21 protein-coding genes and 1 pseudogene are annotated in these 20,387 nt (G+C 62.5%); 9 read left to right on the forward strand and 13 right to left on the reverse strand.

All coding sequences use genetic code 11. The features are described 5' to 3' along the window. The 11 genes and pseudogenes from NCT04_RS30690 to NCT04_RS30740 form a co-directional block, all read right to left on the reverse strand. A complete protein-coding gene (locus NCT04_RS30690) occupies positions 1–999 on the reverse strand; it encodes a GlxA family transcriptional regulator (protein ID WP_250469637.1) in 999 nt (332 codons plus the stop codon). Between the two features lie 94 nt (positions 1,000–1,093). Next, positions 1,094–1,855, reverse strand: coding sequence for a CbtA family protein (locus NCT04_RS30695; protein ID WP_250469638.1), 762 nt, complete (start codon positions 1,853–1,855; stop codon positions 1,094–1,096). A gap of 13 nt (positions 1,856–1,868) precedes the next feature. Continuing rightward, complete coding sequence (locus NCT04_RS30700) at positions 1,869–2,078, reverse strand: CbtB domain-containing protein (RefSeq protein WP_244831694.1); 210 nt, start codon at positions 2,076–2,078, stop codon at positions 1,869–1,871. Between the two features lie 49 nt (positions 2,079–2,127). Further along, positions 2,128–2,475 (reverse strand): nitrile hydratase accessory protein, encoded by a 348-nt coding sequence (locus tag NCT04_RS30705; RefSeq protein WP_244831695.1) that lies wholly within the window; start codon positions 2,473–2,475, stop codon positions 2,128–2,130. Positions 2,476–2,483: 8 nt separating this feature from the next. Continuing rightward, on the reverse strand, positions 2,484–3,107 hold the full coding sequence (nthA, locus tag NCT04_RS30710; RefSeq protein WP_244831696.1) for a nitrile hydratase subunit alpha: 624 nt from the start codon (positions 3,105–3,107) through the stop codon (positions 2,484–2,486). Positions 3,108–3,124: 17 nt separating this feature from the next. Then, positions 3,125–3,868, reverse strand: coding sequence for a nitrile hydratase subunit beta (gene nthB, locus NCT04_RS30715; RefSeq protein ID WP_250469639.1), 744 nt, complete (start codon positions 3,866–3,868; stop codon positions 3,125–3,127). 28 nt (positions 3,869–3,896) lie between these two features. Next, positions 3,897–4,400: a DUF1097 domain-containing protein gene (locus tag NCT04_RS30720; RefSeq protein WP_250469640.1), complete on the reverse strand. Its 504-nt coding sequence runs from the start codon at positions 4,398–4,400 to the stop codon at positions 3,897–3,899. Positions 4,401–4,434: 34 nt separating this feature from the next. Further along, complete coding sequence (locus tag NCT04_RS30725) at positions 4,435–5,403, reverse strand: CobW family GTP-binding protein (RefSeq protein ID WP_250469641.1); 969 nt, start codon at positions 5,401–5,403, stop codon at positions 4,435–4,437. 290 nt (positions 5,404–5,693) lie between these two features. After that, entirely contained in the window at positions 5,694–6,338 is a 645-nt protein-coding gene (locus NCT04_RS30730) for a hypothetical protein (protein ID WP_250469642.1), read from the reverse strand. Between the two features lie 127 nt (positions 6,339–6,465). Beyond that, positions 6,466–7,134, reverse strand: a pseudogene (locus NCT04_RS30735) (methyl-accepting chemotaxis protein); the annotation flags it as partial. Between the two features lie 288 nt (positions 7,135–7,422). After that, positions 7,423–8,220, reverse strand: coding sequence for an AraC family transcriptional regulator (locus NCT04_RS30740; protein ID WP_244831704.1), 798 nt, complete (start codon positions 8,218–8,220; stop codon positions 7,423–7,425). A 237-nt stretch (positions 8,221–8,457) separates the two neighbouring features. On the opposite strand from NCT04_RS30740, the gene NCT04_RS30745 reads away from it, so the two are divergent. The 8 genes from NCT04_RS30745 (at position 8,458) to NCT04_RS30780 (ending at position 17,886) form a co-directional block, all read left to right on the forward strand. Beyond that, on the forward strand, positions 8,458–10,074 hold the full coding sequence (locus NCT04_RS30745) for a cyclic peptide export ABC transporter (protein ID WP_250469643.1): 1,617 nt from the start codon (positions 8,458–8,460) through the stop codon (positions 10,072–10,074). After that, the gene (locus NCT04_RS30750) at positions 10,071–10,886 is read left to right on the forward strand and encodes an ABC transporter ATP-binding protein (RefSeq protein ID WP_250469644.1); all 816 of its coding nucleotides are present in this window, start codon (positions 10,071–10,073) and stop codon (positions 10,884–10,886) included. The genes NCT04_RS30745 and NCT04_RS30750 overlap by 4 nt, the downstream gene beginning before the upstream one ends. Then, positions 10,883–11,791: an ABC transporter substrate-binding protein gene (locus NCT04_RS30755; protein ID WP_250469645.1), complete on the forward strand. Its 909-nt coding sequence runs from the start codon at positions 10,883–10,885 to the stop codon at positions 11,789–11,791. The genes NCT04_RS30750 and NCT04_RS30755 overlap by 4 nt, the downstream gene beginning before the upstream one ends. Further along, a complete protein-coding gene (gene fhuB, locus NCT04_RS30760) occupies positions 11,784–13,811 on the forward strand; it encodes a Fe(3+)-hydroxamate ABC transporter permease FhuB (protein WP_250469646.1) in 2,028 nt (675 codons plus the stop codon). The genes NCT04_RS30755 and fhuB overlap by 8 nt, the downstream gene beginning before the upstream one ends. A 129-nt stretch (positions 13,812–13,940) precedes the next feature. Beyond that, on the forward strand, positions 13,941–16,139 hold the full coding sequence (locus NCT04_RS30765) for a TonB-dependent siderophore receptor (protein ID WP_250469647.1): 2,199 nt from the start codon (positions 13,941–13,943) through the stop codon (positions 16,137–16,139). A 319-nt stretch (positions 16,140–16,458) separates the two neighbouring features. Next, positions 16,459–16,830 carry a response regulator gene (locus NCT04_RS30770; RefSeq protein WP_244831710.1) on the forward strand — a complete coding sequence of 124 codons (372 nt, stop codon included), beginning with the start codon at positions 16,459–16,461 and terminating at the stop codon, positions 16,828–16,830. 80 nt (positions 16,831–16,910) lie between these two features. Then, entirely contained in the window at positions 16,911–17,249 is a 339-nt protein-coding gene (locus NCT04_RS30775; protein ID WP_244831711.1) for a hypothetical protein, read from the forward strand. Between the two features lie 43 nt (positions 17,250–17,292). Next, positions 17,293–17,886 (forward strand): pyridoxamine 5'-phosphate oxidase family protein, encoded by a 594-nt coding sequence (locus tag NCT04_RS30780; protein WP_250469648.1) that lies wholly within the window; start codon positions 17,293–17,295, stop codon positions 17,884–17,886. A gap of 18 nt (positions 17,887–17,904) precedes the next feature. Here the strand turns inward: NCT04_RS30780 and NCT04_RS30785 are convergent, their stop codons facing one another. After that, the gene (locus NCT04_RS30785; RefSeq protein WP_250469649.1) at positions 17,905–19,029 is read right to left on the reverse strand and encodes a sensor histidine kinase; all 1,125 of its coding nucleotides are present in this window, start codon (positions 19,027–19,029) and stop codon (positions 17,905–17,907) included. Between the two features lie 428 nt (positions 19,030–19,457). Here NCT04_RS30785 and NCT04_RS30790 point away from each other — a divergent pair, with 428 nt between their 5' ends. Further along, on the forward strand, positions 19,458–19,679 hold the full coding sequence (locus tag NCT04_RS30790) for a YjzC family protein (RefSeq protein ID WP_244831714.1): 222 nt from the start codon (positions 19,458–19,460) through the stop codon (positions 19,677–19,679). Between the two features lie 70 nt (positions 19,680–19,749). On the opposite strand, the gene NCT04_RS30795 is transcribed toward NCT04_RS30790, so the two are convergent. After that, positions 19,750–20,067, reverse strand: a complete 318-nt coding sequence (locus NCT04_RS30795; protein WP_250469650.1) for a DUF6632 domain-containing protein — start codon at positions 20,065–20,067, stop codon at positions 19,750–19,752. Between the last annotated feature and the right edge of the window lie 320 nt (positions 20,068–20,387).

Below are 20,387 nucleotides of genomic sequence, written 5' to 3' on the forward strand. Positions count from 1 at the left end.
TCAGGCGCGTCCGTTGGCTGCCTGAACCGTGTCGGCTTTTGATCTGAACCGGTCGCGATAATCCACCGGATTGATACTGAGCCGCCGAAAGAAGGTTCTGCGAAAGCCGTCGGTATCCTCGAAGCCGCAGCGGCGCGCGATTTCCCGCATCGGCAATTCCGTGGCTTCGAGATAGTGCCGCGCCGCGTCGATGCGCGCATTGGCAAGGAAGGTCATCGGCGTCGTGCCGCAGTCCTTGGCGAAGATGCGCGAGAGATTGCGCGCGCTCATATGCGCGCGGTCCGCAAGCGATGCCACTGTATGTGCGACATGCAGGTTGTCGAGCATGAACTCCTGCAGTGCCATGGTCTGCGAGCCGGGCGCGGCCTGCGTTTCAAGGAGCGGGCTGAACTGCGACTGACCGCCCGCGCGCCGCAGATAAACGACCAGATACTTGGCGACATCCAGCGCCATCTGACGGCCGAAGTCGTCTTCGATCATTGCGAGCGACAAGTCGATACCCGCCGTGACGCCCGCCGTCGTGAAGATGTTGCCGTCACGAACGAAGATGTGGTCCGGCTCGATCCGCGCGCGCGGAAACGTCGCGGCGAGCCGCGGCACGTCCATCCAGTGCGTAGTCACGACTTTGTTGTCGAGCAGTCCCGCCGAACCGAGCGCGAAGAGACCATTGCAGATCGCCGATACGCGGCGGCACTGCTTGTGCTGCGCGCGCAGCCATTCGCTGAGCGCGGGATCGTCGAAGGCGTCGAAGATACCGAGCCCGCCCGGAACGATGATGGTGTCGAACTCCGGGCAGCGGTCGAAGATGGTGCGGTCCGGTACGGTCGTGAGGCCGCTCGACGACTGCACGCTGCCGCGCGTGGTGCCGACCGTCATCATTTCGTACTCGCATTCGCCCTTGCTCAACACGCGGACTTCGGCAAAGGCGTCCTTCGGCCCGGCGATATCGAGCAACTGGAACCCGGGAAAGACGAGCATGCCGACCTTGACGCGTTTCATCGGAGTTTTGGTGTCCGTCTGAAAGCGGGCGGCGGCGGAACACCGTCGCCCTGAACGATTAGTCTAACCGCCCAAAAACACGCGGTCGCGCATGTCATCGATTGCGCACCGCCGGCGCGAAAGCCGGTGCCTTGCGAGGCTGGCGAGCGCCGGCGAGTTCGCTACGCTCGGCGAGCACACCGAACAGCGCGCCAATGGTCGTCCAGACGATCGCCTGCATGCCGATGGACGCCATCCTGAACTTCCACAGCAGCGTGGCGGGAAAGCCGGCCGGCACTTCGTCGATCCCGGGCAGCACGATGATCATCACGGCAAGCATGACGCCGAACGCGAGAATACCGACGAGCGTTCCGTTCCACTGCCCGAACTTCCTCGCCGCGACACTGCGCACGTTGAGCGACAACAGCATGATCGCAAGCGAGATGGCGATGGTCAGAAAGAACAGCGCCGTGCGATAACCGATGGTTTCCGGGTCCCCGACCGATGGCGGATTCGCCGGATAGACGAGGCTCGGCACCACGACGAGCGATACGAACGCCGCAAGCGCCATCCACGCGGCAAGCGGCCGTGCGCCGAGCTTGCCCACCCTGCCCCACGCATATGCGAAGGCAAGCGCGAAGAGCCCGCCGAAAGCCGCGCCATAGGCCACGACACCCGTCAGCAAGCCCATGCCCGCCTGCGTCTCGCGACTGACGAGTTCGGGCTTGGGCGCATCGCCGTGAGCGGCGTGCGCGTGCTCTTCAATTGCAATCGCGCGTTCGACTTGCGGTTCGCCCACCACTCTCGCGAAACCGAACGCAAGCAGTCCCGCGACCACGCCCGCGAGCATGCCGCGCATCAACAGTTTGCCGACCATGATCGTCTCCGCGTCAATGACAGGGAAAGCCGAGCAGATGGCGTCCATCGTGCACGAACTCGTGAACGTACATGCCGGACACGATCGAGGTCGCGCCCTCTTCCGCGCCGACGAAATACAGCGCGAGCAACATCAAGAGACCGCCGAACACGATCCAGGGTAGTAGCTCGCGCAACGGGATTGGCGTGACCGGTTCGGTAGGAAAAGCAATAGCGTCGTTCATTGAAGACCTCGTTTGAATCGATGATGATGATTGGATGGATGCGCAAGACTCAGGCGTCAACGTTGACGCGCCGCGCCGTCACGACCTTCAGGAGTTCATCGCGCGACAACACGCCGCTCGTTTCGACCACGTTCAAAAGCGCTTCGAGAAAGCGTTCGTAGTAGTCCCAGCGCGGCTGGTCGATGCAACCGATAGCTTCCCACTGTGCAATCGATGCAATCAAGCTCTGCCGGAAGTCCTCCCACTCGAAGCAGCCCGCTTTCGATAACGACAGCGCAAGCCCGAACACATCGCGCTCCCAGCGGTTGGTGAAGAACAGCTTGCCGTCGAGACGCGGCGGCGAATCGGGCGCGCCGAGCATCGACGTCGCCGCGTATTCCTCGAATCGAGTGAACATGACGGGCCTCAGGTCGTGGGCGCTTCGATGAGGGCGACACCCATCATCGATTCCGGCGTCACGAGCGCGGCGAGTTCCGCTTCGCTCATGTGCTCCGTGTTGGCGGGACGCTCGGGCACGACGAACCAGCGGATTTGCGCGCTGCTGTCCCACACTTTCACTTCCTTGTCTGCAAGCACGTTCACGCCGAATTCCGCCAGCACGGCACGGGGCTCGCGCACGCCGCGTGCACGAAACACGGGGTCCTTGTACCAGTACGGCGGCAAGCCGAGAACCGGCCACGGATAGCACGAACACAACGTGCAGATGATGAGGTTATGCACGTTCTCGTCGTTGGCGACGGCGGCCATGTGCTCGCCTTCCGCACCCGTCATGCCGAGCGGCAGTGCAAGCTCCGCGATGGCCTTCGGTGTGTCGTCGACGAGGCGCTTCTTGTACTCCGGATCGGTCCATGCGCGCGCTACGATCTTCGCGCCATTGAACGGGCCGGCCATGGTTTCGAAGTGCTTGAGCACGGCATCGACGGAATCGCTCGCGATCACGCCCTTCTCGATCAACAATGCTTCCAGCGCGCGCACCTTTGCCGCGCTCGACGCTTCGCGGTCGTCGGGAAATTCAAAGAGTTGGCTCATGCTGCGGTGGCTCCGGATCAGTTGGCCGCTTGTACGTAGGCTTCGTACAAGTCGGCATAAAGGGTGGTGTTCGCTTCGCTCTTGTCGGCGCCCCAGATGTCGGCGGTATCGAACGCAATGCGATACACGGGCATGGGCGCGCCTATACCGTCCGGTCCCGTCGATACGAAATACGAGAACGCGCCCGGATACACGAGATCGACGACGCCGGTCTTGTTGCGCAGATAGCCGGGCAGACGCGTGTGATCGACCGCTTCGGGGTCGGCTATGCGTACCGCGTCGCCCTTCGCAAAACGCGCGGCGCTTTCGAGCGCGTGATAACTGGAGTCGCCGTTCGTCAGATACGCGTCGATCTGCGCGGTGAGCGCGGCGTCGGGTTTCCCAGGCAGCGCGGCATCGGGGTTCGCGCGGTAGTGCGCGGTCTTTTGCGCGAGTTCGTCGGCCGAGATGTAGCCTTGATCGACGAAGAACTGCGAGATGCCGCCGAGCCACTTCTCGTAGTACCGATACTTGAAATACTCGAACGGCTGCATGTCTTCCGCGCCCGTGCGCAGCGACGCCCACGTCCAGTCGTTCTTGAATGTCGTCGGCAGCGTGTCGACAGGATAGCGATGCAGCGCGTTGGAGAGATGCGCGCTTTCCGCCATCATCACGGTATGAATACCGAAGATGCGCGTCTCCCACGGTTCCACGAACACGCGCCGTTCGGTGCTGACGGGGCCGAGATTTTCGATGCCGCCAAGATGATGCTGTAGTTTCACGATGTGCTCCGTGCGTAAAGAAACGAGTTCAGCTCAGCCGATGCTCGCGTTTGAACAACAGCGCTTCGCCGACCACTTCCGACACGAAGCCGAAGACCGCGCCCGTCACGAGCGCCGCTGCGGCCACGAGTGCGGGATTGCCAATGCCAGCGGTCGTGATCGCCTTGCCTGTTGCCACCGTCGTGCCGACCGTCGATGCAAAGCCCCACACGATGGCCGGCAAGACATCGAGTAATCTGATCTTTGCTGCCTGCACCATCGCCGCGCTGCCGATGCCGACGAACACCGCCGCCGCAAACGCGCCACCGCTCGTCGTCGCAATGCAGAGCAACGTGAGCGATGCGATGACCAGCCCCGTGAGATTCGACGCGACGCTCTTCACGAGGCCCGCGCGACCGCCGCCAAGCACGAAGAACGACGCCCATGCAATGAACGTCACCCAGACGGGTACGGGAAATACGGTCCCGGTGAGCCATGTATCCGCGACGGCCAGTACGCCAATGCTCAATGTGTATGCTTCGGGCTTTTTCATGCGCGTGCTCCTCGATAAGAAATGAATGAATGGGTCAATGCATGCAGGAAAGAAGTCCATCGCGCATGTGGCGTGCGTCGATGTTTCTGCCGATCATCACGAAGCGGTTCTCACGCGCTTCGTCGCGCTTCCATGCGCGGCCGAAGCTCGCATCGAGCAGCATGTGGACGCTATGAAAATGCAGACGCCTTGCTTCCTCGTGCACGTTGAGCACGCCTTTCATGCGCAGCAGTTGTTGCCCCTGCGTCTGCACAAGCTGGTTGATCCACTGATTGAAGCGGCTTGCGTCAATGGCGCCTGGAACGACGATCGCGCAAGAAGCGATACTGTCGTCGTGTTCGTGATCGTGGCCTTCTTCATCGAGCAAACCGGGTTCGACGGCGAGCAGGTTATCGAGCGAGAAACTCCGCACGCCGAGCAATGCATCGACGTCGACGGCTGAATGGTTCGCGAAGTCGATCTGCGCGGTGGGATTGATTTGTCGGAGTTCTTCGACGAGCGCGGCCACTTTCGCGGGCACGGCCACATCCGTCTTGTTGATGATGATGCGGTCCGCAAACACGATTTGTTCGCGCGCGATGTCATCGTGAAGCTGGGCGGATGCGTGCATTGCATCGACAACGGCTACGACGGCTTCGAGTTCGAGACGTTCGCGCACGTCGGGGTCTGCGAGAAAGGTCTGTAGCACGGGCGCGGGATCGGCGAGCCCGGACGTTTCGATGATCAGCCGTTCCAGCCGGTCGCCGAAGCGTGTAAGCAGATCGCGCACGCTTGCGACGAGATCCGTGCGGACCGTGCAGCACACGCAACCGTTATTGATCTCGATGACGGCTTCTTCGTCGGCGACGATCAACTGACCGTCTATGCCGACTTCGCCGAACTCGTTGACGACGATGCCGATCTGCATCGGCCGCGTTGCATCGAGAATGTGATTGACGAGCGTGGTCTTGCCCGCGCCAAGAAAGCCGGTGACGACGGTAGTGGGAATTCTGCGGATTTGCATGGCGGAGTCATCCTTGGCGCGTGCTTCGCAGCGATGCGCGGTTTGTGAACGGATGACTCTTTAGCGACTTCCACGCCGTGTTTGGCGAGGTGGCTGTGTGCTGTCGATTGTTGGCGGGGTTGGGAAGGGTTTGTGGCCGTTTCGGTTGCTAGCGGCTGAGACGGACACAAGTGGCCGTTTGGTGGCGTGCTCGAGTTAGCGCCGCGTTGCGCGATGGCGGCGCATGGTGGAGCGGGAATGGTGCGGGACGTGCTGCTTGGGTGTGCACTTGAAGCGGCCAAACGCTTTGACTAAGAGGGATTCGACGACACCAACGGCGCAGCGCCGACCGCAGGGTCAGGTGTCATCACATGTGCTGCGCGCAAGCGAGCGCCAATAGCGTTTCCCGTTTCCGCTGCACTTTTGTCGATGCCACCAAGAAGAAAGTCCATGTGCTCCGAGACACTGGCGCTGATCTTTTGCTGATAGAACGTGTTCATCTCGACACGCGTATTGAAGCGCGAAGGGTCCTGCTCGGTGGGAACCAGCGACGCTTTCACGTCAGAAAGCGTGACTTGCCATACGGCCTCGGTGTCGCCGCGCGAGCGCGACGTGACGCGTACGGCTTTGACCTGCATCAACTGCGTCGCATGCGACGACATGATGATCTTCGGCAGAGCGCGTGAATCGGCTTCGGAGTCCAGGCGCAGCAGCGTCACAGGAATCGAACCGGCCGTTTCTCTTAACGTGTCGCCGAGCGTGTGCGCAAAATGTCTACCGGCCCCTGCGTTCCATGAATCGCCGAACAGCGAACTGTCCACCACGATCAGCAAGCTGCGTACTTTTGTGGGCTGCTGTCGCGCATTCACGGTCGAAAGCACTTCGGGGCCGCTTGCGCAGCCCGACAGTATCGATGCGGCGCAAAGCAGCGTGGCGAGTCCGGCTCTTCTCATCATGGAAGTTCCAGTTGTAGTTTTAGATGTTTACCGTGCAGGCGTTGGCGATGTTTACGGCTTGAACGATGCGAACTTGAGGTTGTGCCGCCTTTTATATGACGGACAACCTCTGTACGCGCTCGCGCTCTCAGAACGTCTGCCAGTCCCCTTCCGCGCTCGCAGTCGCTGCATGCGTCGGCGCAGGTTTTGCCGCTGTCTTCGCTGAGGCGCGAGGCTTGGTCGGCGCTGGAGCGCGAGGTTTGAGAGCGACGCGAGACGCGCTCGTTGGCTTCGCCGCCGTGGATACCGGAACCGCGCGCGCAGCCGCTGCATCCACCTTGAATACAGCGACGAGATCACGCAACGAAGCCGACTGCGACGCCATGGACTGCGCGGCCGCCGATGCTTCCTCGACGAGCGCCGCGTTCTGCTGCGTCATTTCATCCATCTGCATGACTGCGGTGTTGACCTGTTCGATGCCATGATGCTGCTCGCCCGATGCCGAGCTGATCTCGCCCATCAGATCGGCCACGCGCTTCACGGCCTGCACGATCTCCGTCATCGTGCGGCCCGCGTTGTCCACGAGCGCCGAACCATTGTTCACGCGCTCCACGGACTCGGTGATCAGATCCTTGATCTCCTTTGCGGCCGTCGCGCTGCGCTGTGCAAGCGTGCGCACTTCGCCCGCCACCACCGCGAAACCGCGACCTTGTTCGCCTGCGCGCGCGGCTTCCACTGCCGCATTCAATGCGAGGATGTTGGTCTGGAACGCGATGCCTTCGATGACCGAGATGATCTGCGCGACTTGCTCCGAGCTGCCGGCCCGGTTACGAACCGTGTGGCTGCAGTCCGTCCGTCTGCGGTTATTCGCCGGCTTGCACCGCTGAATCGAACGTCCGCAGGCGCGCATGAGTCTTCACGACCCTCAACCGCCCTTCTCCCCCACGTACCGACGACGACGGCTTTCAACGCTATAACGGTCATTCGACATGCAGCTATCGAGGCCCGAACGAAGACCGCAGCTATACGAACGTCATTCGAGCAATGATGCGATCTACATCTAAGTTTCCAACTCGAAGTCTGCATAAGCCGCCCTGCTCTCCGCTTATCTGCTCGACGAGCGCGAAGCCAGGTAACGTTGTGGCGCCTCTCCCGTGACCTGACGAAACATGACGATGAAAGCACTGGCACTGCGATAGCCAAGCTTCTTCGAAACTTGCGTCACAGGTTGTCCCAGCGTAAGGAGCGTGATTGCCTCCGCGACTCGTATCTGCTGACGCCATGCGCCAAAGGTCAATCCAGTCTCGGCATTCAGATAGCGCGCCAATGTTCGCCCACTGGTGTGAAACTGCTCGCCCCAGAAATCGAGCGTCAGTTCGCTCGCCGGGTCGTTCATCATGTGCTCGCAGATCTGCAGCAGCCGTGCATCGCGCGGCAATGGCACGCCGGGCTCTGCGAGCGCGGGCGTCTCTCTCAACACCTTCAGCAACAGCGGCGCGCTGAGCGAGGCATGGCTTCCCTCGGCGTATCGCTCGCCCGCGGCGCCCAGCACGATGGCCAGCTCTCTCATCAACGGCGACACGGCAATCACGGCCGGCTGATGCCACGACCACGGAAACACACGCGGCTCGAAATACACACTGCATAGTTGCGTGTCGCCGACCGCGTGCAGTTCGTGATCGACATCGGATGGCAGCCAAACTGCGCGCGACTGCGGCAGCGTCCAGGTGCGCGAGGGCGTGAGCACGCGCACGACGCCGCGCACGGCGAACACCAGTTGTCCGTGCTTGTGTTGATGCCAGGTTATACGCTCGCCATGACGATAGTCGACGAGGGTCGCCATCACGTCTCGCGACAGCGGGACGCGTTCGATCGGATAGCGTTTGAGCAGGAACTCTTTCATGGTCGCGAAAAAGTGGTACGCAAAAAACTATCGATAAAACACCAATAGTTGTCAGAAATTCGATATCCGGTGTCGGCCTGATTTTTCGACGAAACGCTAAACTCGTCGTCACTCAACACTTTGCGCCGACCCATCGGTTGAAATGTTAATGGTTCGCATTCTCGCATTTTTGTTGCCGCCCAATGCGCTTTGTGGGCAGCCGCCTGCCTTGGCTGCTTTCAACGAGGGTGTGCGCACGTGTCTCTGATAGCCTCGTCGATCCGCGGCGCGCGCGGGTTGTTGCCTGTCGCGCTGGTCGTCAGTCTCGTCAGCGGCGCGGCGAACGCGGCGCTCGTCGCGCTGATCAATCAGGCGCTGCGCGCAACCGGCGACGAACTACTCACGCTCGGCGTGCGCTTCGCGGCGCTGGGCGTCGTGGTCATTCTCACGCGGGTCGTTTCGCAGATGCTGTTCATGTATCTCGGACAGCACGCCAAGGCGAGGTTGCGCTTGCAGACGATCGGCCGCATCGCGGGCGCGTCGTACCGCGATCTCGAACGATGCGGCGCGTCGCGCGCCATCAACGCGCTCACGCAGGACCTCGACACCATCGTCGTGTTCTTCATCAGTCTGCCGTCAATCGTCATGCAGGGCGCGGTGATCGCGGGTTGTCTCGTCTATCTCGGCATGCTGTCCCTGCCGATTCTGCTGTTCGCGCTCGTCGCGATCGGCGCGGGATCGCTCGGCACGCATCTGATCGGCTCGCGGGCGCTTCTCCATCTGCGCGCTTCGCGGCAGCGTGAAGACGGCCTGTTGCAACGCTTTCGCTCGCTCTTCGACGGCGCAAAGGAACTGAAGCTGCATCGCGCGCGTGCCGAAGCGTTCGTCGCGCGTGATCTCGCCCCGCATGTGGAAGCGGTGCGCGCGCAGCGCACGCGCGGCTACATGCTGCACGCGTTGGCCGCGAGCTGGGGCAATCTGCTGCTGTTCGGCTTCGTCGGCCTGACCCTCTTCGTGCTCGCGCGTCTCTTCGATGCCGACGCGCACGTGATGTCCGGTTACGCGCTCGTCTTCCTTTACCTCATCATGCCGGTCGAAGGATTGCTGGCGGCCCTGCCCGCCATCGGCAGCGCGCGGATCGCGTTCGAGCGCGTCGATCAGCTCGAACAAGCCCTGCCGCCCGAGCCCGCAAGCGCCTCGCTCGACGCCGACGCGTTCGCGAGCATTACGCTCGAAGGCGTCGAACATCGCTACGTGCGCGAAGCCGAGGACGGTTTTTTCACGCTCGGACCTATCGATCTGACGTTCCGGGCGGGCGAACTCGTCTATCTCGTGGGCGGCAACGGTAGCGGCAAGACCACGCTCGCGAAGGTGCTGGTCGGGCTGTATGCGCCGGAGTCGGGACGCATCGTCATCGACGAAACGGTGGTGGACGACGGCAATCGCGCCGCTTACCGCCAGCTTTTTTCCGTCGTCTTCAGCGATTTCCATTTGTTCGATTCGCTGCTCGGCCTGCCCGCGCACAGCGAGGCCACGGCGCGCGCGCTGCTCGTGGCGTTGCAACTGGAGCACAAGGTGCGCATCGACAACGGCCGTTTTTCGACGCTCGATCTGTCGCAAGGCCAGAGGAAGCGTCTTGCCTTGCTGGTGGCGTTTCTGGAAGACCGCCCGTTCTATCTCTTCGACGAATGGGCCGCCGACCAGGACCCCGCGTTCAAGGACATCTTCTATCGCGTGCTGCTGCCGCAACTGAAGGCACGCGCCAAGACGGTGCTCGTCATCACCCACGACGACCGTTATTTCGATCTCGCCGATCGTATCGTCAAGCTCGACAGCGGTCAGGTGAGTTCCACGAAAAAGGCGGCGCTCGCATGAACGGCCACGTCTACCAGACGGCGTACGCGACCGCGACGCCGCCCGCCTTCTCGCTCGAAGGCGTGTCGCGCTCGGCGGGCGGGCGCACGCTCTTGCATCCGCTGGATCTGCATATCGAACCGGGCCGCGTGACGGGGCTTGTCGGGCACAACGGCTCCGGCAAATCCACGCTCGTCAAGCTGCTCGCAGGACAGATTGCGCCGGATACGGGCGTCGTCCGATGCGCGGGCCGGCCGCTCGCCGACTGGAGCACGCGCGAGTTCGCGCGTGAAGTCGCCTGGCTTCCGCAGCAGACGCCATCGACCGATGGCATGACGGTGCGCGAGCTCGTCGCGCTCGGCCGCTATCCGTGGCACGGCGCGCTCGGGCGCTTCACGGCCGGCGACGCCGCGCACGTCGACCGGGCGATGCAAGCCGCCGATGTTCATTGTTATGCCGACCGCACCGTGGACAGCCTGTCGGGCGGCGAGCGCCAGCGCGCGTGGATCGCGATGCTGGTCGCGCAGAACGGGCGCTGCATGCTGCTCGACGAACCGACGTCGGCGCTCGATGTCGGCCATCAGCTGACCGTGCTCGAACTCGTCAGGACGCTGTGCGCCGAGCGCGCGATGACCGCTGTCATCGTCATGCACGACATCAACATGGCGACGCGCTTCTGCGACCGGATCGTCGCGTTGCGCGAGGGGCGTCTGCTGATGCGCGAGGACGCGGCGGTCATCGTCGATCCGGCGCGGCTCGAAGCCATCTACGGCGTGCCGATGTCGGTTACGACCGATGCGTCCACCGGCCGCCGCATGTGTTTTCCGTCATGAAGTCGCCACCGAGACGCGCGCTGCTGCGAGGCGCCGCCGCGCTGCTCGCGTTCTCGCGCGCCGCGCGCGTCGTGGCCGGACCGGCGCCGCGACGTATCGTCGTATTGAACTGGGAGCTGACCGAGACGCTGCTCGCGCTCGGGCGCGCGCCGGTCGGCATTCCGCTGCCCGCGTGGTATGCGAACACGATCGCGGTGCCGCCGCTGCCGTCCGATGTCGCGGATATCGGCCTTCTCTATCAACCCAATTTCGATGCGCTGCTCGCGCTCGCGCCAGACCTGCTGATCGTCACGCCCGCGCATGCGGGACTGCTCGCGCCGCTGCGGCGTATCGCCCCGACGCTTACGCTCGGCGCGTATATGACCGACGGGCATCCCTACGCGAGCCTGTGCGCCGAAACCCGCGTGATGGCCGATGCCTTCGACGCCCGCGCCCGGGCCGACGCGCTCTTCGCGTCGACCGAGCGCGTCATGAGCGACATCGCGGCGCGCGTGCCGCGCGGCCGGCCGGTGATCGTCGCGGACGTGATCGACGAGCGGCATCTGCGTGTGTACGGCGCGGGCAGTCTCTTCAACGATGTGCTCGCGAAGATCGGGCTGTCGAACGCCGCGACTGCGCGCGTGCGCTGGACGACGAACGCGATGGGTTCCACCGTCGTGCCGTTGCCCCGTCTCCTCGAAGCCGCCGACGCCGATATCGCGTTGACTCGGCCGCTCGCGCCCGACATCCGCGCGGCGCTGACGGCGAGCCCGCTCTGGCGCGCGCTGCCAGCGGTCCGCGAGAAGCGCGTGGCCGTGTTGCCGGTGATCGCCCCGTACGGCGGCCTGATTTCGATGCAACGCTTCGCGACCGCGATGGCGAATGCACGCGCCATCATCGATAACGGCGGAGGTGGGCTTGCGTAGCAGCCGCGTCGCGCTCACTCGCCCGTCGGCGCCGCCACGCGACTGGCGGCTTGCACTTTTCGCCGGCCTGATGCTGCCCGCCGCGTGCCTCGCCGCGTTGCATTTGCATGGCGCGCTCGACGGCGCATCGTTCTGGAAGGCGCTCGTTTCGCCCGATCTCACCGACATGCGCGACGTGCTGGTGCACGAGAGCGTGCTGCCGCGCATCGCCATGACGCTGCTGTGCGGCACGGCGCTCGGGCTTGCGGGCGTGCTGGTGCAGCAGGTGTTGCGCAATCCGCTTGCCGAACCGATGACGCTCGGCATCTTCCCCGGCGCGTATCTCGGGCTCGCCGTCGTGAGCGTGTGGCTGCCGGGCTGGCTCGCAGCGGGTCGCGAAACCATCGCGCTCGCGGGTGGCGCGCTGGCAATGATCCTCGTGCTCGGCCTGGCATGGTTGCAACGCATGTCGTCGCTTGCCGTGATTCTCGCGGGCATGGTGGTGAATTTGTACTGCGGCGCGATCAGCCTCGCGATCGGCGTCATGCATTTCGATCTGCTGCAAGGCTTGCAAATCTGGGGCGGCGGCGCACTCGATCAGACCGGCTGGCAAAGCGCCGCGCGCGTTGCGGCGAGCGTGGGCGGTTGCGCGCTGGCGTCGGCGCTGCTGCATCGACCGCTGCAACTCTTCGATGCCGGCGATGCCACCGCTCGCAATCTCGGCGCCGCGGTCGGCTGGATGCGCGGCGCGGCGCTGCTGGTCGCGGTCGTGCTCACGGCGAGCGTGGTGGCGCAGGTCGGCGTGATCGGGTTCGTCGGATTGGCGGCGCCGCTCTTCGCGCGGCTCACGGGCGCGCGCCGCCTGCGCGACCGCCTCGTGTGGGCGCCGCTTTTGGGCGCCGCCCTGCTTTTCCTCACCGACGAACTCGTGCGCATCGTCTCGCAGGGCGAGCTGTTCTCGGCGCATCTGATTCCCACCGGCACGGTCACGTCGATGATCGGCGTGCCGCTCCTGGTCGTCCTGCTGCCGCGCCTTCGCACCACGCCGGACATCCGCGAAACGCATGACCGCGGCACCGCGCCGCACGCAGTGCGCACGATGCCGCTCGTATGGGCAGCGCTCTTCGCGATCACGTGCGCGTTGTCGTTCGTCGTCACGCGCGGACCGGACGGTTGGCTCGCGCATCCGGCCGACATCGACGCGCTCCTCTTCTGGCGCGTGCCGCACCTGCTGGCCGCGCTCGCAGCGGGCAGTCTGCTGGGCGCGGCGGGCGCGCTGTTGCAGCGCATGACCGCGAATCCGATGGCAAGCCCAGACCTGCTCGGCGTCGGCTCGGGCGGCATGTTCGGCGTCGTCGCGGTGCTGCTGATCGCGGGCAGCTTCGAACCGGCCGCGCTGTTCGCGGGAAGCGTGGCCGGCGCGTGCACCACGCTTGGCTTGCTGCTCTGGCTCGGGCGGCGCGCGCGGTTCGCGCCAGAGCGGTTGCTGCTCGTCGGATTGTCGATCAGCGCGCTGTTCCAGGCGGTCGTCGGCGCGGTCATGGCGAGCGGCGATCCACGCGCGGGCGTGCTGCTCGATTTGCTGGTCGGGTCGACCTACTACATCGAGCCGGCGATGGCATTGCTCATGGCCGTGCTGGCGATGTCGGTACTCGCCGTGGCGCCGCTGTTCGCGCGCTGGCTGGCGGCGCTCGGCGCCGGTCCGCAGGTGGCGGCGAGCATCGGCGTGCCGGTCGGGCGCGCGCGCTTCGGCCTGTTGCTGCTCGCGGCGGTATCGACGGCGGCGGCGACGGTCGTGGTCGGACCGCTGTCCTTCGTCGGGCTGATCGCGCCGCATATCGCGCGGCTCTCGGGCGGGCGGCGTCCGCTGCCGCAGGTCTACCTCGCAGCGATGCTCGGCGCGCTGCTGATGGTCGTCGCGGACTGGCTGGGACGGCAGATTCCTTATCCGGAGCAACTTCCGGCCGGTCTCGTCGCGACACTGCTCGGCGGTCCGTGGCTCGTCATGCTGATCCTGCTGCGCGGTGCGCGGCAAACATGACGGTTGCATCGAAGTCGATAGAACGGGGCCGCGCGTGCCTCGCACCACACAACCAATGTCCCCATCCGATTCAAGCCCGCATGCAGCGGGACGACGCCGTTTGTCTATTCAACGATGGGATGAGAAAACATGAGAAGAGGGAATGACCCGCGCGGCGCGATGCCCGCGCCGACGACGGGATGGCACGTGCGCGCGCCGCGCATGACGCCGCTTGCGCTCGCGCTTTTGACGATGCTCGGCGCGACGTCGCCGCCCACACGCGCGCAAAACCCGGCGGGCAGCGATGTGACGTTGCCCGCCGTCGTGGTGACCGACAGCACCGGCGCCGATGCGACGACCGAAGACAGCGGCTCGTACGCCGCGAAACGCGCGACCATCGCGGGCAAGAGTGCGCAATCGATCAAGGAGACCCCGTATTCGGTTTCCGTCGTCACGCGCCAGCAAATGGACGACCGCAACGACACGACCATCGAAGAAGCCTTGCGCTACGTGACGGGCGTCAGTTCGGTCAGCTACGGCGACGGCACGGCTTATTTCCGCGCGCGGGGCTCACAACTTGGCATCGAATTCGATGGCACGCCCATCGTCAGCGGCCTGCAATATCTCACGCAATTCGACCTCGCGATGTACGACCGCGTGGAAGTGTTGCGCGGACCGGCCGGCGTGATCGACGGCGCAGGCGAGCCCGGCGGCGTCGTCAATCTCGTGCGCAAACGGCCGCAAAATCAATTCCATCTGACGACCGACACACAAGTCGATTCCTTCGGCAGCGTGCGGCAGATGATCGACGTCACCGGACCGCTCAACAAGGACGGCAGCCTGCGCGGGCGTGCGGTGATCGTCGGCGAGGCCGGGCATCAATCGATCGACCGGGCGCGCAGCAAGGAGTTCATGGCCTATGGCGCGATCGACTACGACTTCACGCCGCGTACGACGCTCTCGCTCTCGGGCGGCTACGAAGTCCTGCCGATGTACGGCCTCGACTACGGCGCGAGCGGCGTGCTCAATGCGGATCAGACCGCACTCGTCGGCCGCGTGCCGAGTTCGTATGCACAGAACTTCAGCCCGAGCTGGAACACGTCGTACACGTCGATTCAGGAAGCCAACGCGAACCTCGTGCATCGCTTCGAAAGCGGCTGGAAGTCCTCCACGACGTTGTTCTACCGGCACATGCTGACGCGGGCGTACTACGCGTACTCGGGACCGGGCGCGACCACCGATGGCCTCAGCTTCTACGGCGATCAGAATCAGCGCAACACGTACGACTGGTTCGGCGCGGACAGCAACGTGTCCGGTCCCATCCGGCTCTTCGGGCAGACGCACACGTTGACGGTCGGCGCAAATTATTCGGTGATGTCGTCGACGGCGCTCTCGGGCTTCCAGTCCGTCGATGGCCCGTTCGACGGCGGCACCTTCAGCCTGTTCGATCCCAACGCCGTGCCGCAGGTCGATACGCCCTTCAGCTTCGGCACGAACGAGCGCACCGTCCAGTACGGCATCTACGCGCAGGCGCGCATCAAGCTCGCGAATCCGCTGACGCTCGTGCTCGGCGCGCGCGAGGCGTTCGTACAGGATCGCACGCAATCGACACTGCCCGACCTCTCGGACTGGGCGACGAACTCGCAGATCAACCATCGTTTTCTGCCGTCGGCGGGACTCGTTTGGGATATCGTGCCGGCGGTCACCGCGTACGCGAATTACGCGCGCTTCCTCGACGCCCAGACGCAGACGACATTCTCCGGCGCGGGCATTCCACCGCGTTCCGGCGAGCAATACGAAGTCGGCGTGAAGAGCAGCGTGCTCGGCGGACGCCTGAATACGAACATGGCGCTGTTCCGTATCAACGACAACAACCGCGCGGTCGACGATCCCGATCATCAGTTCTATTACCTTGCCGCCGGCAAGGCACGCAGTCAGGGCGTCGAACTCGAAGTCACCGGACAGCCGATGCCGGACTGGAACGTCTATGCGGGCTACACGTATTTGAACGAGCACTTCGAGAACGATGCGCCCGGCCTCACCGATGGCACGGACCCCAAGCATCTCTTCAAACTGTGGACGCGGTATCAGTTTACGCAGGGCGTCATGCGCGGGGTATCGGTCGGCGGCGGCATGCTCGCGCAGACACGCATATCGCGCGGCGTCGAACAGGGCGCGTATGCCATCTTCGATGCGCAGGTCGGATATCGCTTCAACAAGCATCTCGAAGCGACACTGCAGTTGAACAATATCTTCGATCGCGGCTATTACATTCGCCCACCCGGCCAGTTCTACAGTGTATTCGGCGACAGGCGTAACGTCATGTTGAGTGTGCGGACCGACTTCTAAATTTACGATGACGCTTGGGCGACTGTCGGGACGGAAGCACTGACCTTCCACCGTCGGGTTGTCCGCAGACAGGCGATGATCGCCATCGGCTGTCTGCTTCTGAGTAACATAAAGAATCAGCAAGAAATTTCGTGGGACGAAGTCGCCGCTAACGACATATGACGGAAGTTGGTAAGTCTCGGTCAAAGATTCTCAGTGACACCAAGCAACGCAAGTTGGTGCTCAGCAGCCGCCGTCATCCAACCCAGCAACCTAGAGTAGACTGCAACCTCAACATCAAAACCCCGCACCTCGGTCCTCACTGTTGGGAGCACTTCAAATGAAAGTTCTCGTAGTGGACGATTACACCGACACCACCGACATGCTCGCCGAAATCGCGGGGTCCATGGGTCATGCGGTCACTCGCGCCTACACCGGCACCGAGGCGCTGAAAGCGGCCGCAGGCGAAGGCGCGTTCGAACTCATTCTTCTGGATATCGGGCTTCCCGATATCAATGGCCACGCTCTGTGCATGCGACTCCGCGCATCCGAGAAATATGCCTCCCGTCGCATCTTCTCGCTGACCGCACACGACGACATTCACGAACATTTCGATATGTCGTGCTTCGATGGCCACTTGTCCAAACCGCTATCCGTCGCCGCCATCGAATCGTTGCTGTCGGGAAAGAAAGCCGAAGAGCCGGTTCGCTAATCGAAACTCCGTCGCTTGCACCATCGTGCGCTTCGACGTATCGAAACCACGGTGCAGACGATCAAATCAGGGAGGCCGCAGTGCCAGACATCAATGGATTCGCTGACGACCGTTCCGATCACAAACTCGAATCGTTACGCCCACTCGCCGATTATCTGGAACGCGCGCTCGACAAGGCGACAAGCGTCGTCCTTATTCGGCATACCGCCGACGTTTGCACGGTTTATCTCGGCGACCCATCCGGGCCCAAGGAAGAGTTGAAACAAGTAGGCTCGATTCCAAAATCGCTCGCCGATGAAATGCTGGAACTGACCTCATCGGGTGCAAATCGAATCGAGATCGACGAGCAGTCGTATCGCTTCGTGCGCAGCTTCACGCAGATCGACGACACCGCCGCCATCGTCTTCAAGGCTGACTAATCGCCGCTGCCACTTCAACTGCATCAAGCAACGGAGGCGTCAGTTGAGCAACGCTTTGGATGCGATTCTGGCGCAGACGTGGAGCCATCTGCTTTCAGGCGCCAATCCCGGCCGCGAGCGTTCCGCCTACACGTTGACGCAGTTCGCGACCATCGGGCTCGATGGCGCGCCGAAACTGCGCACGGTCGTAATGCGGCGTGCCATCCAGGACCGCGCGCTCGTGAGCTTTCACACGGACGTGAGATCGGAAAAGGTCGCTGAGATCGAACAGGAGCCGAACGTCTCCGCGCTTGTCGGCGACTGGCGTGCCGGCATCCAGATTCGACTCGAAGGGCGCGCGCAACAAGTCATCGACGATGACGAAAGACTCGCCGTGTGGAACGCGAGCCGCCCCGGATCGCTCACGCTTTATCGTGCGCCGTTGCCTCCGGGAACAGTAGTGGACACTCCGCCCGATGCGCGCCCGGAAGCCGACGACACAACAGCGCACACTCAGACGGATGGCTTCGAACACTTCTGCCTCATCGACGTCATCGTCAGTAAGATCGATTTCCTCGACGTCTCGGGCGAAATGCACCGGCGCGCAAACTTCTGGCTCGAACGCAACGAGTGGCACGGTCATTGGATCGCGCCATGAATGCTGCCAACCTCGACTTCATGCGTGTGAAACGAGCGGCAAGCGAATAATGAAGACGCAACCGTGGCCAGGAATGTCCTTCACTTCCACGGTTCCCCTCAAAGTTTCTACGTTGCGCCTCACAATAGTCAGTCCTAAGCCCAGTCCGCTGCGATCTGCGTTGAATTGCACGAAAGGATCGAACATCGACTCGCCGTTCTTACAAGGAAGTCCTCCGCACTGATCGTGGATTTCAATAAAGACGTCGTGATTCACGTAGATTCTCAACGCGACCGCGCTTTTCTCCTTGGTGAACTTGAACGCATTCTGTAAGAGGTTGATTATCGCCTCATACAACAAGTCGCGATCTCCACGAACCTTGATGAGCGCGTCGACCGGAGTAACGGAAAAACTTTTTCCACGGGCTGTCGCGTCCACTCGCGCCGCTCCCTCGATTTCCAGGATTAATGGAGCGAGACTGAAGATAACGTCGTCGTAACGTACGGTCGCCGGGTCTGCCGAGTCGCGAAGCATTCGGTCAGTCAGCTTGCCGAGTCGCAAAAGACTACGCTCAGCAAGTAATCCGGTGGCTCCTTTCGCGCTCAGATTTCCTCGTTGTAAAGCGGTGAATGCGAGCAGCGTAGTGTGGATCAGATTACGCATCTCGTGCGCGAGCATTCTGTTCTCATCGGTCTGCGTCTGAGCGCCGCTATTCGTGCGCGCGTTGTCTCGCGCGGCCGAATAAGCCATCACGGCATTGGCAACCGCCGTATCGATGCACAGATTGAGTATTCGAAACTCCTGTACCTTGAAAGGCGCATCCCGTTCTACGGCCAGTTCGGTAATCGCCTGGCATAGATCGCCGTAACCTACGACGATGTCTTCGATCTTGAGTCCCGTTCCGAATAGCACCCTGCCTGCTTCGCGTGCGGTTCTGCCTATCGGGGTATCCTTCGATTCACCCCGTTCGGGAAGCCCCGATGTCGAATTCGGAGTTTCGGTGGTACGGTGCTGGCGCAGAAGTTCGGTTATTTGCGTAAGCAGTTCGGGAAGGACGATCTTTATATCCGCCATCACCGGAGATTCGGCGTTCCGCTTGAAAGTCATGATGCGGCAACGTTCAAGCAAGATGCTTCGATTATTCTTGAGAAATTCGTGCATCATGGCCCTGCTCCTGATGAAGTCCAAAGCCAGGAAGCGTCCTTCAGGGAGACGATCTTGCCTGCATCGACAAGGATCGATCAGACCTTGATCGCCCGCCTTGAAACTTCGTTGGTCAAACTAATGTCGCGTTGTCGTTCGAACCGTATCGTCTTTCTCTTGTTGTGGGCGACGGTTTCACCGCTGGACTAGCGCAATCGCTATTCCCGTGCCGTGCTCCCGTGCCCATAAATAACAGTTTGGCGACGTCCCGCAGGCAACGACTAATAATCGGCGATTTCGGCTGAAGCACGACGAGAAGCGAGCGAATAACGCCCGCTCGCGTTCACACGAACTCGACTCCCTGCGCCGTTTACCGACCGGCATGACACCGCTCGGAACGCCGATTGCTCTTTCGTCGGTCCGTATGTGGTTCAAAAAGGAGAAGCTAAATGGCAGGCGACAGTTCGTACAAGCCCGGTGAAATCGTCAAAGTATCGGGCATTTACTCAGTGGTCTATGAGGACGGGAAAGATACCTTTGAAGTCACCTGCGTCGAAGGCGAACATTTTCCGCCCACGCGAAACGGAAAAGGCGCGCACTTCGAGCTGAAATACGGAGCGACGCATTCGCACAAGCATGAAGCGTTGAAGGAAACTCAAGCGCAAGCCTGAGCGCATATAAGGTATTGGTCGCGGTACGTCCTACAGACTCGGGACGCACCGCGAACACTGCATCGGCGGATTAAAGCGCTCGTGCCTTGTTTTCGCGCGGCATAAGGAAAGCCAGCACGGCCGCGACGATAAATAACGCAGGCACATCGCCGAGCAAATGACCGACGTGGCGCGTGCCGTCCATCTCGGCGCCGAACGACTGCACAGCCATGATTGCGCCGTGCACGACGCTCGACCATACCGTGAACCAGATCAGGCTCAGATGCTTCATCGGGTTGCGCGATGCCATCAGTAGAAACACGCCGAGCGTCGCGTAGATGCCGACGATCATCAGCGGGTAGTCCGAATGGCTGCTTTGCCAACTCCATCCGGAAGGCCACAGGATCATGAGCGGCCATAACGCGAAGATGGCGTTAAACCCACGGCAATCAGCGCGATGCGCAAGGCGGCGAGTCGTCGGGCGTCGTTCATCATGCGCTCCCAAAGAAGGCGTGCTTGTCGCACACGATACTCCCGCGCACCGCTCCCTACTCGGCGGCTCCTTCGCATCGGCAACGTAGTCGAGCGTCTGCGCGCCTGACGGACAATTACTCGTAGCGCTCCGTCACAGAACGCCGTCCCCGGAACGATAGGATCATCACAAAACCGGTCGATATTGTTGCGATTCTCTCGTTCAGAACACGAAAACTAGGGCTATCTGTTATTGAC

The sequence above is a fragment of the Caballeronia sp. GAFFF2 genome, from assembly GCF_023631485.1.
Lineage (GTDB): Bacteria > Pseudomonadota > Gammaproteobacteria > Burkholderiales > Burkholderiaceae > Caballeronia.

Bases quoted from the DNA above. Each gene is read 5' to 3' on its own strand.
- NCT04_RS30695 (WP_250469638.1), bottom strand. From the start codon at position 1,855: ATGGTCGGCAAACTGTTGATGCGCGGCATGCTCGCGGGCGTGGTCGCG.
- NCT04_RS30755 (WP_250469645.1), top strand. From the start codon at position 10,883: ATGAAGTCGCCACCGAGACGCGCGCTGCTGCGAGGCGCCGCCGCGCTG.
- NCT04_RS30700 (WP_244831694.1), bottom strand. From the start codon at position 2,078: ATGAACGACGCTATTGCTTTTCCTACCGAACCGGTCACGCCAATCCCG.
- NCT04_RS30740 (WP_244831704.1), bottom strand. From the start codon at position 8,220: ATGAAAGAGTTCCTGCTCAAACGCTATCCGATCGAACGCGTCCCGCTG.
- NCT04_RS30750 (WP_250469644.1), top strand. From the start codon at position 10,071: ATGAACGGCCACGTCTACCAGACGGCGTACGCGACCGCGACGCCGCCC.
- NCT04_RS30765 (WP_250469647.1), top strand. From the start codon at position 13,941: ATGAGAAGAGGGAATGACCCGCGCGGCGCGATGCCCGCGCCGACGACG.
- nthA (WP_244831696.1), bottom strand. From the start codon at position 3,107: ATGAGCCAACTCTTTGAATTTCCCGACGACCGCGAAGCGTCGAGCGCG.
- NCT04_RS30690 (WP_250469637.1), bottom strand. From the start codon at position 999: ATGAAACGCGTCAAGGTCGGCATGCTCGTCTTTCCCGGGTTCCAGTTG.
- NCT04_RS30770 (WP_244831710.1), top strand. From the start codon at position 16,459: ATGAAAGTTCTCGTAGTGGACGATTACACCGACACCACCGACATGCTC.
- NCT04_RS30790 (WP_244831714.1), top strand. From the start codon at position 19,458: ATGGCAGGCGACAGTTCGTACAAGCCCGGTGAAATCGTCAAAGTATCG.
- NCT04_RS30785 (WP_250469649.1), bottom strand. From the start codon at position 19,029: ATGATGCACGAATTTCTCAAGAATAATCGAAGCATCTTGCTTGAACGT.
- NCT04_RS30720 (WP_250469640.1), bottom strand. From the start codon at position 4,400: ATGAAAAAGCCCGAAGCATACACATTGAGCATTGGCGTACTGGCCGTC.
- NCT04_RS30725 (WP_250469641.1), bottom strand. From the start codon at position 5,403: ATGCAAATCCGCAGAATTCCCACTACCGTCGTCACCGGCTTTCTTGGC.
- NCT04_RS30730 (WP_250469642.1), bottom strand. From the start codon at position 6,338: ATGATGAGAAGAGCCGGACTCGCCACGCTGCTTTGCGCCGCATCGATA.
- NCT04_RS30795 (WP_250469650.1), bottom strand. From the start codon at position 20,067: ATGATCCTGTGGCCTTCCGGATGGAGTTGGCAAAGCAGCCATTCGGAC.
- NCT04_RS30705 (WP_244831695.1), bottom strand. From the start codon at position 2,475: ATGTTCACTCGATTCGAGGAATACGCGGCGACGTCGATGCTCGGCGCG.